Origin of the sequence: Nocardia sp. XZ_19_385, from assembly GCF_015355755.1 — a bacterium.
Taxonomy (GTDB): domain Bacteria; phylum Actinomycetota; class Actinomycetes; order Mycobacteriales; family Mycobacteriaceae; genus Nocardia.
Genome location: NZ_JACVEE010000002.1, coordinates 1,468,902 through 1,482,740, shown reverse-complemented (window position 1 = coordinate 1,482,740; position 13,839 = coordinate 1,468,902). Strand labels below are relative to the sequence as shown.

12 protein-coding genes are annotated in these 13,839 nt (G+C 68.7%); 2 read left to right on the top strand and 10 right to left on the bottom strand.

The window, feature by feature from the left end:
- Genes IBX22_RS19590 through dacB form a run of 5 tightly spaced genes read right to left on the bottom strand, consistent with a single transcriptional unit; the run spans position 1 to position 5,180 of the window.
- Positions 1-933, bottom strand: coding sequence for a DMT family transporter (locus tag IBX22_RS19590; protein WP_194816972.1), 933 nt, complete (start codon positions 931-933; stop codon positions 1-3).
- 57 nt (positions 934-990) lie between these two features.
- Entirely contained in the window at positions 991-1,548 is a 558-nt protein-coding gene (hpt, locus tag IBX22_RS19585) for a hypoxanthine phosphoribosyltransferase (RefSeq protein WP_194816971.1), read from the bottom strand.
- Positions 1,549-1,604: 56 nt separating this feature from the next.
- Entirely contained in the window at positions 1,605-2,630 is a 1,026-nt protein-coding gene (gene tilS / locus IBX22_RS19580) for a tRNA lysidine(34) synthetase TilS (RefSeq protein WP_194816970.1), read from the bottom strand.
- Positions 2,606-3,727 (bottom strand): zinc-dependent metalloprotease, encoded by a 1,122-nt coding sequence (locus tag IBX22_RS19575; protein ID WP_194816969.1) that lies wholly within the window; start codon positions 3,725-3,727, stop codon positions 2,606-2,608. The genes tilS and IBX22_RS19575 overlap by 25 nt, the downstream gene beginning before the upstream one ends.
- Before the next feature lie 13 nt (positions 3,728-3,740).
- A complete protein-coding gene (dacB, locus tag IBX22_RS19570; RefSeq protein WP_194816968.1) occupies positions 3,741-5,180 on the bottom strand; it encodes a D-alanyl-D-alanine carboxypeptidase/D-alanyl-D-alanine-endopeptidase in 1,440 nt (479 codons plus the stop codon).
- A 184-nt stretch (positions 5,181-5,364) separates the two neighbouring features.
- Between dacB and IBX22_RS19565 the strand changes: the two genes are divergently transcribed.
- Complete coding sequence (locus tag IBX22_RS19565) at positions 5,365-5,856, top strand: inorganic diphosphatase (protein ID WP_194816967.1); 492 nt, start codon at positions 5,365-5,367, stop codon at positions 5,854-5,856.
- A gap of 82 nt (positions 5,857-5,938) precedes the next feature.
- Here the strand turns inward: IBX22_RS19565 and IBX22_RS19560 are convergent, their stop codons facing one another.
- Positions 5,939-7,888 carry a CocE/NonD family hydrolase gene (locus tag IBX22_RS19560; protein WP_194816966.1) on the bottom strand — a complete coding sequence of 650 codons (1,950 nt, stop codon included), beginning with the start codon at positions 7,886-7,888 and terminating at the stop codon, positions 5,939-5,941.
- Between the two features lie 234 nt (positions 7,889-8,122).
- Between IBX22_RS19560 and IBX22_RS19555 the strand changes: the two genes are divergently transcribed.
- Positions 8,123-9,634 carry an alpha/beta fold hydrolase gene (locus tag IBX22_RS19555; RefSeq protein ID WP_194816965.1) on the top strand — a complete coding sequence of 504 codons (1,512 nt, stop codon included), beginning with the start codon at positions 8,123-8,125 and terminating at the stop codon, positions 9,632-9,634.
- A gap of 39 nt (positions 9,635-9,673) precedes the next feature.
- Here the strand turns inward: IBX22_RS19555 and IBX22_RS19550 are convergent, their stop codons facing one another.
- From IBX22_RS19550 to IBX22_RS19535, 4 genes are read right to left on the bottom strand one after another with little or no spacing between them, the layout of a single operon-like run.
- Entirely contained in the window at positions 9,674-10,318 is a 645-nt protein-coding gene (locus IBX22_RS19550; protein ID WP_194816964.1) for a response regulator transcription factor, read from the bottom strand.
- Positions 10,306-11,553 (bottom strand): sensor domain-containing protein, encoded by a 1,248-nt coding sequence (locus IBX22_RS19545; RefSeq protein ID WP_194816963.1) that lies wholly within the window; start codon positions 11,551-11,553, stop codon positions 10,306-10,308. Before IBX22_RS19545 ends, IBX22_RS19550 begins: the two co-directional genes overlap by 13 nt.
- A 2-nt stretch (positions 11,554-11,555) precedes the next feature.
- The gene (locus tag IBX22_RS19540) at positions 11,556-13,331 is read right to left on the bottom strand and encodes an MDR family MFS transporter (protein ID WP_194816962.1); all 1,776 of its coding nucleotides are present in this window, start codon (positions 13,329-13,331) and stop codon (positions 11,556-11,558) included.
- Positions 13,328-13,831, bottom strand: a complete 504-nt coding sequence (locus IBX22_RS19535) for a MarR family transcriptional regulator (RefSeq protein WP_194816961.1) — start codon at positions 13,829-13,831, stop codon at positions 13,328-13,330. The genes IBX22_RS19540 and IBX22_RS19535 overlap by 4 nt, the downstream gene beginning before the upstream one ends.
- Positions 13,832-13,839: the final 8 nt, after the last annotated feature.

Genomic DNA, 13,839 nt, shown 5'->3' with positions numbered 1-13,839 from the left:
CTACAGCGGCGCAGGCGGTTCGGTTTCGGGACGACGAGACGGGGCCGCGTTGACCATCAAGGCCACCATGACCAGCAGGATGCCGATGACCTCCATAGGCTCCGGGCGCTGCGTGAGCATGATCGCGCCGACGACCGCGGCCGTCGCCGGAAGCAGCGCCAGCAGCAGCGCGAAGCGAGCCCGGCCCACTCGGGCGAGCACCACCTGATCCAGCGCGTACGGCACCGCGCTGGACAGGACGCCGACACCGACACCGAACAACCAGGTGCGCGGGTCGGCGAAAATGCCTGCGTCGATGGCCAATTGCGGAATCAGCACGAACGGCGCGAGAATCACGGCGGCCGCCGCCATTCCGACTGCGAGCGAATCCAGCCCCTCCCCCGCATCGGCGACGCGCTTGCCGATCAGAATGTAGGCCGCCCACGCCGCCGCCGCGGCCAGCGCGAACCCGACGCCGACCGGCTCTACATCGATCCGGACCCCGGCCAGCAGGAACACCCCGAGCGCCACCAGCACCACCGCGACGACATCACGCGCCTTGCGTGATCCGAGCGTCGCCACCGCGACCGGCCCGAGGAATTCGATCGCCACCCCGGTACCCAGCGGGATCCGCGCAATAGCCTCGTAGAACACCACATTCATCAACACGGTGACGATCCCGAACCCCGTCGCGATCAGCATCCCGCGCCGAGTCCACCGACTGCGGCGGCGCTTACCCGCCCCGTCGGCTTCGCCTCCTGCCATCCCCCAGGGCCGCCGCCACGCCAGCAGCACCACCGCGGCCGCCGCCGCCCGCAGCCAGGCCACCGTCGACGGCTCGGTCGTATCGAACAGGAACACCCCGATCGCGGCGCCCACGTACTGCGAAACGGCCGCCACCACAAAGATCAGCGGCACCGACCACCCGGGGAGGCGGGTGGGCGCGGCTGTCATCGTCGAATCCACGAACTCACTATCGCGCGCGGGTGCTGCGGCGCGCGTTTCGAGCGGTTACTCGCCGCCGTAGACGCGGGGGTGCAGGGTGCCGATGTAGGGCAGGTCGCGGTAGCGCTCGGCGTAGTCCAGGCCGTAGCCGACGACGAATTCGTTGGGGATGTCGAAGCCGACGTTGGCGACCTCGACCGGGGTCTTGAGGGCGTCCGGCTTGCGCAGCAGGGTGACGACCTCGAGCGAGGCGGGATTGCGGGTCTTCAGGTTGCGCATCAGCCAGGACAGGGTGAGGCCGGAGTCGATGATGTCCTCGACGATCAGGACGTTGCGGCCGGCGATGTCCTTGTCCAGGTCTTTCATGATGCGAACCACGCCCGAGGAGGAGGTGGAGGAGCCGTAGGAGGACACCGCCATGAATTCCAGCTGGGTCGGGATGGATAGCGCCTTGGCCAGGTCGGTCATGAAGAAGATCGCGCCCTTGAGCACGCCGACCAGCAGCAGGTCGCCCTCGGCGGCGTCGGGCGGGTAGCGCTTGGCGATGACTTCCGCCAGCTCCTGGGTCTTCTCGGCGATCTGCTCTTCGGTGATCAGCACCGATTTGATGTCATCCCCGTACACGTAAGTGGTGTCCCTTCCGTGAATTTTCGTTACCCAGTCACTGCCCAGACATCCGTTTACCGCCTGTGCATCGTCAGCCTGCCATGTTCGCGCCCGGCAACCAACCTCGTCCTCGGCGACCCGCCGCCGACCGCCACCCCGCCCTGCCCGCGCCAGGCCGTGACCAGCGCATCTACCGCACGTAAGTGCTTGTCGGTCAGTGCTTTCGCACCACCCGCCAGGAGCCAGGCGCGGATCGCGCGGCGGCGCAGGGCGGCCGGAGCAGTGGCGAGAATCTCGATGGACAGGGTGTCCTCATCAGTGGCGGTCGCCGGGTCGGTCCGATGCCCGCGTGCCGCCTCTAGCAAATCCGTAGCAAGCACATCGAGCACCGCGCCGTCCTCGCGCAGCTGCTCGGCCGTGCGGGCCAGTGCCGCGGCGACTCCGCCGCCGAGCACATCCTCGAGCAATGGCAGCGCCTCGGACCGCAGCCGCACCCGGGTGAAGTCGGGCGAAAAGTTGTGCGGATCCTCGTGCGGTGTCGCGCCGAAATCGGCGCAGAACTGCCGGGTCACGGCGCGACGCACGCCGAGCAGCGGCCGACCCCACGGTTCGGCATAGGACGCCATTCCCTGGATCGAGCGGCCGCCCGAACCGCGCGCCAAACCGAGCAGCACGGTTTCGGCCTGGTCATCGAGGGTGTGGCCGAGCAGCACCGGCAGCCCGGCGCGGGCCGCGCCCAGCGCCGCGTACCGCGCGTGCCGGGCCGCCGCCTCCATTCCGCCCTCGGTACCGACCTCGACCTCGAGCACGCGAGCGGATCGGCAACCGAGACGCAGCGCCGCCGCGGCGGCATCGGCGGCGACCTGCGCCGACCCGGGCTGCAACCGATGATCGACGATCAACGCGTCGACCGAATCCGCCTCGACGACAGCGGCGGCGGTCAACGCGAGCGAATCCGCGCCGCCCGACAACGCCACCGCGACCGCCCGCGCCGGTGCGTACTCCGGCAACCAGGCTCGGACGGCCTGCCGGATTTCCAGGACCGCGGCGGTCTCCGGCAATCTCCGGGTGCGCGCTAGGCGAGAACCCGGGCGATCCACAGGTCCGGATCTTCGATTTCGGCTGTGCGGGGCAGGGTTTCGGCCTCGGTCCAGATGATGTTGAACTGCTCCATGCCGACCCGGTCGACGACGTGGTCGACGAAGGCCTTGCCGCGCACATACTGCGCGACCTTCGCGTCGACGCCGAGCAGCGCGCGCAGCAGGCGCTGGATCGGATTGGCCGGACGAGTGCGGCGCTTGTCGAAGGCGGCCCGGATCTGGCCGACCGTCGGAACGACCGCGGGGCCAACGGCATCCATCACGTGATCGGCGTGGCCTTCCAGCAGCGTGCCGAGCATGAGCAGCCGATCCAGCGCCTCGCGCTGCGCCGGGGCCTGGGTGGCGCGCAGCAGCCCGACCACGCCCCGCGACGCCGGATCGTCGGCGCCGGTGCGGCGGCGCTCACGCAGCTCCTCCACCAGTCGCGACAGGATCTCGGTCATCGGTTCGTCACCGACCTGGCCGAGGATCTCGACATTGTTGCGCATGTAGTCGGCCAGCCACGGCGCCGAGGAGAACTGCACCCGGTGCGTCACCTCGTGCAGGCACACCCAGAGCCGGAAGTCGCTGGGCGAAACCCCCAGCGCGCGTTCCACTCCCATGATGTTCGGCGCGACCAGCAGCAGCGTGCCGTCCGGACCGGTGAACGGATCGTATTGTCCGAGAATCGCTGTCGAGAGGAACGCCAGCATCGCGCCGGCCTGCACGCCCGCGGGCTTACCGGCGAGCAGACCGCGGTCCTTGTCCTCGCCTTCGAGACCGGTCAGGGCGGCCATCGAATCGGCGGCGGCGGAAATCCAGCCGGGCCGGTCGACGATGCGGGCGGCGGGCACCGGGCGGTCGTCGAGCAGGCGACTCACTTCGCGCACCGGACCTTCGGCGCGCACCGAAGCGGCGGCGAGTTCGCTCACCACCTGCTCGGCCGACGAGCGCGAGGTGCGCGGCCCCGAAGGCACCAGCGCCGCGCCGGTTTTCGCGGCCAGCTTCCAATCGATGGCGCCGGACAGCGAGGAACGGCGTCTCTTGTCTACCGACGAACCCGGACCAGAAGACCCGATCGCCTTGTCAGCGTTTTCGGCTGAACTTGTCTCGAACATGGTCAACCACCCGTCACGAGCATCCACAGTTACGCAACGTGCCGGCGATGGCATCCAAGGCGGGCCTGCTCGCCTCGGGCGGCCGATCGTTCGACATCAGTGCGAAGGTCAGTACTCGGCCGTCTCGGTCGAGCACATAACCGACCAACGTGCTCGACACCGACAGAGTTCCGGTCTTCGCCCGCACCCAGCCGGCCGCGTGATGGTTCTGGGCGACATAGCGCGGTGCCAGCGAACCTGTGGCGCCGGCGATGGGCAGGTCATCCAGCAAAGGCGCCAAAGTGGCGGCGAGCTGGCTGTTTTCGGGCACCGCCTTGGTGCCGGTCGGCTTCACCAGCTGATTTCCGGTGGGCTGAGCCGCAGTGGCCAGGATCTCGTCGAGCGCGCGCGGGGACACCCGGTCGTCGGTGGAGAGCCCACTCGCATCGTGCATGACCGTCCCGCTCATCTCGAAGCCCGCCTTGTTCAGTGTGGCGGTCACCGCGGCCACGGCACCGGCGAACGAGGGTTCCCGTCCGGTGGCCTTGGCGATTTCGCGGGCGACGGTTTCGGCGAGCACATTGTCGGAGTGCACCATCAGCTGGTGCAACCGTTCCTTGAGCGGTGCGGACCGCACGGCGGCCACCTCGGGCGCACCCGGTGCGGCATTGCCGAGGCGGACCTTCGCGGGGTCCAGGCCGAGCGCGGCGGCCAGCGCCTGCCCGGCGGCCAGCGCCGGGGTCGGGGTGCGCGGGGAGTATTCGACCAGCGGATCCAAACGGCCGCCGTCGATCATCACCGATTCGATCGGGGCGATGGAACCGCCGGGGATATCGCTGTCCTCCCAGCCCTGAGCCATGGTCGGGCCGGGGTAGGCAGAGGTGTCGACGACGATGGTGTCGGCCTTGCGGCCGGACTTGCGGATCTGCTCGACCAGGTCGGACAGGCGCGGCGCGTCCGGGTAGTAGCCCTTGCCGTCGGGCTGCGCGGTCAGCGTCGGATCACCGCCGCCGACCAGGACCAGTTCGTTCGGGGCCGAGCCGGTCACCACCTTGGTGGTCACCCGGGAATCGGCGGGCAGGGCCAGCATCGCGGCGGCCGAGAGCATGATCTTCGCGGTCGAGGACGGAATCATCGCCCGGTCCGCGTCCTGGCTCCACAGCGTGGTTCCACTGTCCGCGTCGGTGACGATCCCGGAGAACGCGCCCAGATCCGGGTTCGCGATGACCTGCGCGAGCGCGACCGTGAGTCCGGCGGGCGTCGGCGCGGGTGCGTTCGGCGGTGCGGGCGCCACCTGCGGGGACGGTTTCACCGGGGCCGGTGGATCGGCGATGGTCAGCCCGCCGTGCCGGAACTCCGGTGTCCACGGCCGCAGCACCGCCAAACCCGCGGTGCCCGCCGCCAGCAGCACGGCCAGCACGAGCACGATCGGGATCCACGTCCGGCGCCGTCGAGCGGGCGCGACGTCACCCATGTTGTTGTTGCCACCTACCACGTGCAGCAGTCTCCCTGGCTTCGCTGAGCGCACTCCCCCGTGCACCTGTCCTGCAACCCCACCGACCACACTATCCTCGTACCGCTAACGTTCCCCCGAACAACCTGGCGAGTCGGCAGTCGTGCCTGCTCGAGACAACAGCACCAGCGCAGAAGGAGATGGCGTGGAATTCGACGTCACCATCGAGATCCCCAAGGGTTCCCGCAACAAGTACGAGGTCGATCACGAGACCGGGCGCGTCCGTCTCGACCGCTACCTCTACACCTCGATGGTCTACCCGGCCGACTACGGCTTCATCGAGAACACCCTCGGTGAGGACGGCGATCCGCTGGATGCGCTGATCCTGATGCCGGCCTCGGTGTACCCGGGCGTGATCGTCGAGGCCCGTCCCGTCGCCATGTACAAGATGGAAGACGAAGCGGGCGGCGACGCCAAGGTGCTGTGCGTGCCCGCGGGTGATCACCGCTGGGATCACATCCAGGATCTGGCCGACGTGCCCGAGAATGACCTGGCCGACATCAAGCACTTCTTCGAACGCTACAAGGACCTGGAGCCCGGCAAGTACGTCAAGGGTTCGGAGTGGGTCGGTCGCGCCGAGGCCGAGGCCGAGGTCGAGGCTTCGTTCAAGCGTCTGCAGGAGAACGGCGGACACTGAGTCCCGCGAAAAGCGGGAAGTCCCTAGGGACTTCCCGCTTTTCTTGTGCCGGGTGGGAATCGGCCGCGAGAATTCCGTGCATTTATCCGGCGGCGGACTCGGCGGCGGTGGTGTCGACGGCGAGGAACGCGAGCCAGCTCGGATGACGCGGATCGAGCAGGATCGACTGGTCCTTGATCTTCCGCGATACCGCCGGAGTGAGGAAGTGGCGCGGCCAGCTGGTCCTGGTGACCGCCACCCGTAGCCGGTGCCCGGCGCGCAGCACCGCCTCGGTGGCATTGATGTCGATGTCGAGTTCGTGCGGCACACCGGGTTTCACCTCGAGCAGCGATGCCGCGGTGAGCGGATGTTCGGCCGCGATCAGTTCGCCGTCGATGTGCAGGCTGATGTCCTCGTCGAGCGCGCGGCGGCTGGACAGCAGAGCGCCGCGGGTGAGCACGGCCGTCGCGCCATTCGGGGCGACATCACAGACCGTCACCGCCCAGAACGCGTCGGTGCCGGTGGCGACGACCCGCAGGTGCAGGTTCATCGCGCCGGACAGCAGGGTGTCGGCGGCCATCGGGGCACCGGTGAACACCACGGCCGGGGCCTGGGCGGCGCGGTCGTCGGAGGTCCAGCTGTCGCCGAGCAGAGTGGTCACACCCATCAGCATCAGTGAGCCGCTCTGCGAGGGCAGCGGCAGGCGGTGCCTGGGCAGCTTCAGACGCGTTGTCCTGGAGTCGATCTCACCGCCCAGCGTCCCGTCGGCCGCGGCATGACCGGCGGTGCCGGTGGATTCGCCCGACAGGTACCAGCGATGTACGCGGGCCTGCGGATGCGGGAACTGGTGCCGGGAAACCCATTTGCCGGTGCCGAGCTGACGCACGGTGACCGGTCCGTAGGCGTCGATGCCGTTGTCGATGCCCTTGATCCAGCGGTCGAAGAACGCGCACTGCAACTGGTCCAGGCGCTGCGGATTGTCCGGGGCGCCGAAGCCGGAGCCCGGGTTGATGTGGAAACCGTCATCCACCACAACCTGTTTGGCGCCGCCGGTCAGCGCGAGCCGCCCGAACAACCGGGTGGGTGAGCGATCGAAGACGTCGTGCCAGCCGCCGTGGATCCAGGTCGCCGCGGTGATGTCCTCGATGCGGGCGCGGCGGCTCTCGGCGTCCGGCTGGATGAAGTGCTCGGGATGCTGGTCGTCCAGCAGGACACCGAGCAGCGAGCCCAATCTCGTTACCGGACTGGTGATCCGGTCGTAGAGGTAGCGCGGTGCGGCGCCGGTCTTGATCAAGCCGGGCGCGCTCGGCAGCCATTTCAGCCCGTTCACCGCGAGCAGCCAGAACGGCGTGAACACCGACTGCACGCCGCCGGTGAGGGTGAGGTCCTTGTTCGGATCCTCCGAACCGACCAGGGCGAACACAGCTTTCAAGCCCGCGGGCCGTCTGCCTGCCGCCTGGAGTGCCGAGATGGCCAGGTAGGAAATGCCGGTCATTCCGAGATCGCCGTTGCACCAAGGCTGTTCGCGCACCCAGGACAGCACCTCGAGCGCGTCCTGCTGCTCGCGCTCGGACATGATCTGCATGCGGCCGGTAGACGTTCCGGTGCCGCGTACATCCACGTTGACGTGCACGTAGCCGCGCGAGATCAATGTTCGGCTGGCGCGGACCGCGTCCAGAGTGCCACCGCTGAGGGCGCGCAGCATTTCCCGGCCACCCGCCCGGCCGCTCGGTGAAGGCGCGACCAGCCGTCCCACCAGGGGCGCGGCTACTCCGACCAGGTCGATGAGCGGATTGGCCCTGGTCATCAGGGTCTTGTTGTAGGGGGTCAGGGTGATGATCGCGGGCAGGGGGTCGGCGACCGGCCGGCCGCGGCGGTGCGCCGGGCGCGTGATATCCGCGGAAAGCACTGTCCCGTCCGACATTCGGATGGCCACACCCCGATCCACATGGATCCGGTGATAGCGCCGCGGGCCGATCCCGAACCGCGCGTTGGGCGGCAGGCCCGTCTGCTCCTGCGGCCGCGATAACGGAGACACTCCAGAAGGCGCCATTGCCCACTCCTTGCCCGGCCGAGCCCCAATGCTCGAAAAGACCGTCCCAGACAGGATAGCGAGGACGCGCCGACCTGGGAATCCTCGACACGGTAGTGCTGGCACTACCGTGACCACTCCCCCAGCCGCGAACCCGGATTCGGGCGTGCGCGCCATGGGCGGAACGGGCTCGAAATCCTAGGCTCGAGCTGGACCGGGACGATGTGCGGCCCGGCCCGAACGGGAGAGGAATCCATGACCGTCGATCGGCGGAGGAAACGCAAGCAGAGGACGATCGCGGTGCTGGCCGCGGTCACCGGCGTACTCGCCGGAGCCGGAACGGCCGTTGCCGCCCCGGCCGATCCGCTCGCTCGCTTCTCCCAGCAAGAGCTGCAATGGAAGTCGTGCGACGACCCCGGCCTGGACCCGGCGGGCGCACAGTGCGCGGATGTCACGGTGCCGCTGAATTACGCCGAGCCGCAGGGCCGCACCATCACCATGGCGATCTCCCGGATCCCCGCCACCGACCCGGCCCAGCGCCGCGGCATCATGATGTCCAACTCCGGCGGACCCGGTGGGCCCGGGCTCGACTTCATGGTCGAGGTCGGCTCGGGGCTCACGCCGCAGGGCCGGGCCGCCTACGATCTGATCGGCATGGACCCGCGCGGTGTCGGCCGGTCGACGCCGATCAACTGCGGCTGGCCGCGTGGCTTCGGCCTGCATTCGGCGGGCGTCGACGCGGGCTCGTTCGCGGAATCCGTTGCGATGCAGTCGGAGTTGGCCGCGCGCTGTGCCACCGCCTACGGGGATGCGTTGCAGCACTACAACACCCGCAACACCGCCCGCGATATGGATGTCATCCGCGGCCTGCTCGGGGCGGACCGGATCAGCTACTACGGCACCTCCTACGGCACCTACCTGGGCGCGGTCTTCATGCAGATGTTCCCCGAACGCAGCGACCGCTTCGTCCTGGACAGCTCGGTCGACCCGCACCGGTACGGCGCGGGCATGCTGCGGGACATGGGCCCGGCCAACGAGGCGGCGCTGGATCTCTGGGCGGATTGGGCGGCGGGTCACGACGGCGAATTCCGCTTGGGCGCAACCCGAGATCAGGTCCGGGCCACACTCGTCAAGCTGATCGAGCGTGCGGGGCGGGACCCGATCAAGGTGGGTGAATACCTGCTCGACGACCACTGGCTGCCGATGGTGCCCTACGTCGGACTCGACGACCCCCGCAAGTACGAGCTGATCGCCACCCAGATCCGGCAGATCGCCGACGCCGCCGAAGGCAAAACCGTGCAACCCGGCCCGGAGCTGACGACAATCCTCGCCCTCGTCACCGAGGCGCTACCGCGGGACAGTTCGGCCCAGATGGCGATCATGTGCGGTGATGTCGGCGTGCCCCGGGATCCGTCCTGGTATTGGGGCAATATCGAGGCGGCGCGGGCGAGCCAGCCGGTGTTCGGCGCGTTCTCCAACAACATCACGCCGTGCGCCTTCTGGGCTCCGCCCGCCGAAGCACCTACGGCCGTGGGCAATTCGTCGCCGGCGCTGATCGTGCAGTCCACCGGCGACACCCGCACCACCTACGGGGCGGCGCAGGCCATGCGCCAGGCGCTCAGCGGTTCCCGGATGGTGACGCTGCAGGATGTTCCGATCCACGCCATCTTCGGGCGCTACCCGAACACCTGCGTGTACGGCGCGATCAACAGCTATTTCGACACGGGCGTGCTGCCCGAGGCGGACTACTCCTGCCGAGTCGACTGACGCCTCCGGACGCCGGAACCCGCTGCGGGTTCCGGCGTTTCAGGCATTGAGGTAGGCAAGGACCGCGAGCACACGCCGGTGCCCGACCTCGTCGGCCGCCAGCCCCAACTTCGCGAAGATACTTCGAATGTGTTTGAGCACAGCGCCTTCGGTGACCACGAGGCGCTCGGCGATGGTGGCGTTGTTGTGTCCCTCCGCCATCAGGGCGAGCACTTCGCGTTCCCGCGCGGTCAGCGTGCCCAAGGGATCATCCGCCTTGCGCCGCACCAGCAGCTGCGAGATCACCTCTGGATCCATGGCCGTGCCACCGGCCGCGACACGGCGCAACGTGTCGAGGAAGCGGTCGACCTTGCCGACCCGCTCCTTGAGCAGATAGCCGACACCCCCGGCGCCGTCGCCGAGCAGCTCGGCGGCATAGCTGTCCTCGACGTAGGACGACAGCACCAGCACCGGCAGGCCCGGATGGATGGCGCGGGCGCGCACGGCGGCGCGCAACCCGTCATCGGTGAAGGTGGGCGGCAACCGGACATCGACCACCACCGCGTCCGGCCGGTCGGCGGTCACCGCGGTCAGGAAGTCGTCGGCATTGTCCACGGCCGCAACCACTTCGATGCCCGCGGTGCTCAGCAACAGGACCAGGCCCTCGCGCAGCAGCGCGTCGTCCTCGGCGATCATGACCCGCACGGCAACTCCACCCGCAACACAGTAGGCCCACCCGCGGGACTGGTGAGCGTCATCCGGCCGTCCAGGGCTTCGGCTCGGCGCCGGATGCCCGCCAGCCCGCCATCCTCGGTTTCCCGCGCGCCGCCCGCACCGTCATCGGTGACCTCGATGGTCAGCAGCTCCGGCGCACCACCCAGGATGATGGAAATACCCTGGGCAGCACTGTGTTTGGTGGCATTGGTGAGCGCCTCGGCGATGACGAAGTAGGCCGCGGCCTCCACCGCGGCGGGCCGTCGGCCCACACCGCTCAGATCCAGTACACACGGGATCGGGCTGCGCGCCGCGAGCGCGGAGATCGCGCTGACCAGCCCCCGATCGGAGAGCACCGGCGGATAGACGCTGCGCACCACATCCCGCAGCTCGGCCAGCGCGGCGGTGGCGGTGTCCTGCGCCTTGCGGACCATGGCGTCGGCCGCGCCTGGATCCTGTGCCCGGAGCTGGTCGGCGAGACCGAGTTGCATGATCACCGCCGCGATCCGGGCCTGAGCGCCGTCGTGCAGATCCCGTTCGATACGGCGCAATTCGGCGCCGTGCGCGTCGAGCGCGGCGGCCCGGGTGGCGGTCAGCTCGGCGACTCGATCGGCTAGTGCCGCCCCTTCGGCGGGACCGAGCAGTGCCCGCGCGAGCAGCGCCTGCGACCGCGCGAACACCGGAGTCTGGAGGGCGATCAGGGCCAGCGGCACCGCCAGCAGCGCACTCAGCAGCGCGGTCGGCCAGGAGACGACGTCGATACCGAAATTGGAGGCGGGCGCGTTTTCCGGGAGGAACTTCCAATACCCCAGCAGCAGGATTTGATTGAGCACGCTGAGCGGCAACGCGAAAGCGATACAGCCCATCACCAGCCCGGTCAGCGCGTGCAGCAGCAGCCAGCCGATATCGCGCAGATTGGCGGGGTCGGCGAAAACCGTGGTGAGTTGCCGGCGCAGGTCACCGGTCAACGGCTGGTAGGCAGCTTCGATCGGCACGCCGAGTTCCTTTGCAGCCCTGCGACGTTCGACTGCGACCAAGGGCCGCAGCAACCGAATCGCCTCGGGTATCGCCGGTATTCCGACGCCGATCAAGCTCAACCCGGCCACGAACACGAGCGCGACGACAGCGAACATCGAAACCAGGCTGGTGAGGCCACCCATCACCAGATAACCGACCGCGGCAGGTAACTGCCGCAGCCGGTCCCGGAGATAGTGGCGCACGTCCATGCTCAGGTGTTTTTGCCCGATCCCCGCGTCGGCGGCTGCGCCACCTCACCACCGGCGAGCAGCAGACCGGCCTGATCCACCACCGCCACTTCGGTTTCCAGCACCGAGGGCGACTCCTGCTCCTTCTTGGCGGCGCCGGCGGCCTGGATGCCACCCGCGGACCGCAACGGCACCTCCTTCCAGAACAGCACCAGGATCAGGCCGATCAGCGCGATACCGGTCGCGGACAGGAACACCGACGACATGGAATCGGCGAAGCCGACCTGGAAGGGCCGGGCCAGTTCCGGGCTCAGCTGCTGGATGATCGAACTGTCCTTCAGGACGTCCGCGGCGGCCGACGTATCGTGCGCGGCAAGTCCTTTCGACAGCGCCACATCGGCCGGGTTGCTGCTGTTCAGCCCGGCCACCACGGCCTGCTGGAAGGCCGGATCCTTGGCCGCGCTCTGCATCTGGTCGGTGATGTTCGGCGTCAGCTGCGAGAACAGGATCGACAGGAACACCGCGACACCCAGCGTGCCGCCGATCTGCCGGAAGAAGGTCGCCGACGCGGTGGACACGCCCATGTCCTTGGGCGGCAACGCGTTCTGCAGCGCCAGGGTCAGCGGCTGCATCAGGTTGCCGAGCCCGAAGCCGGTGCACGCCATGAAGATCATCGCCAGCCACAGCGGGCTGTCGGCGGTGAGAAAGTGCAGCAGGAACAGGCCCAGCGTCAGCATGGAGGCGCCGAGGATCGGGAAGACGCGGTAGCGCCCGGTCCGCGAGATCAGCTGACCCGACAGCACCGAACCGGTCATCAGGCCGAGCACCATCGGCAGCATCTGCAGACCGGCCATGGTCGGGCTCGCACCCTTGACCACCTGCAGATACTGCGGCAGCAGTGAGATTCCGCCGAACATGGCCGAGCCGACCACGAACGAGATGACCACGCCGAGCGCGAAGGTGCGGTTGCCGAAGATCCGCAGCGGGATCAGCGCCGTGTCCTTGAGCCCCTTCTCCACCACGATGAAGCCGAGGATGCCGGCCACGCCGATCACGTAGCAGGCGATGGAAGCCGGACTGCCCCAGCCCCATTCGCGACCCTGCTCGGCCACGATGAGCAACGGCACCAGGCCGACTGCCAGCACCACCACGCCCCACCAGTCGACCCGGTCGGTGGAGTGCGGCTTCTTCGGCAGCTTCAGCACCTTCGACACCACGGCCAGCGCGAGCAGGCCCAGCGGCACGTTCACCAGGAACACCCAGCGCCAGCCGGCGACACCGAGGATGGTGTCCTGCCCGGCGAACAGGCCGCCCAGCACCGGGCCGATGACACTGGAGGTACCGAACACCGCGAGGAAGTAGCCCTGGTAGCGGGCGCGTTCCCGGGGGCTGACGATGTCACCGAGAATGGCCAGCGCCAGCGACATCAGGCCGCCCGCGCCGAGGCCCTGGAAGGCGCGGAACGCCGCCAGCTGGTACATCGATTGCGCCAGGGTGCACAGCAGCGACCCGAGCACGAACAGCACGATCGCTGTCATGAAGAACGGTTTGCGGCCGAACATGTCGGACAACTTGCCGTACAGCGGCGTCGCCAGGGTGGCGGTGATCAGGTAGGCGGTGGTGGCCCACGCCTGCATGGAGTAACCGTGCAGGTCGTCGGCGATGGTGCGGATGGCGGTGGAGACGATCGTCTGGTCCAGGGAGGCCAGGAGCATGCCGAGCATCAGGCCGCTCATGATCGTCAGAATTTGTCTGTGGCTGAAGCCGGACTGCGGTTCCGCGGTCGCTGTGGTGGTCAAGAAACTCGCTCCGTTTCACTCTCGTTCGCGTGTGCGGCGATCGCGGTGGCGACCATGCTGGGCCGGACCCGGTCGAAGTCGTCGACGAACTGCCGCAGCAGCTCCGCGAACTGCGTCCGGTGCTCCGGCGACCAGTCGGCCATTACCCGGGTGAGGTTGGCTCGGCGGCGCAGCCGGATCTCCTCGGCGACCTCGCGCCCCCGGTCGGTGACCACGAGCACCGAGGCCCGGCCGTCGGCCGGATCGGCGGTGCGCCGCAGCAATTGGCGTTCCACCAGCTGCGCCACTTGACGACTGATCGTCGAGGCGTCGGAGTACAGCGCGTCGGCCAGCGCGCCCGACCGCATCGGGCCGTCGCACAGCAGCCGGAACAGGATCGCGAAGGCCGCCGGATCTACCCCGGAGGTGTTGCGGACCTGGACCGCGGTGCGCTCGCGCAGGCGCTGCAGCCGGGTGAGCTGCACCGCGATCGTGTCGACTGCCTGTCCGTCAAGGTCCACCGGACCAC

What these genes read in the sequence shown, in the direction of transcription:
- IBX22_RS19590 (WP_194816972.1), bottom strand. Translation starts at nt 933, where the DNA reads ATGACAGCCGCGCCCACCCGCCTCCCCGGGTGGTCGGTGCCGCTGATC.
- IBX22_RS19575 (WP_194816969.1), bottom strand. Translation starts at nt 3,727, where the DNA reads ATGTTCGAGACAAGTTCAGCCGAAAACGCTGACAAGGCGATCGGGTCT.
- dacB (WP_194816968.1), bottom strand. Translation starts at nt 5,180, where the DNA reads ATGGGTGACGTCGCGCCCGCTCGACGGCGCCGGACGTGGATCCCGATC.
- IBX22_RS19560 (WP_194816966.1), bottom strand. Translation starts at nt 7,888, where the DNA reads ATGGCGCCTTCTGGAGTGTCTCCGTTATCGCGGCCGCAGGAGCAGACG.
- IBX22_RS19555 (WP_194816965.1), top strand. Translation starts at nt 8,123, where the DNA reads ATGACCGTCGATCGGCGGAGGAAACGCAAGCAGAGGACGATCGCGGTG.
- IBX22_RS19545 (WP_194816963.1), bottom strand. Translation starts at nt 11,553, where the DNA reads ATGGACGTGCGCCACTATCTCCGGGACCGGCTGCGGCAGTTACCTGCC.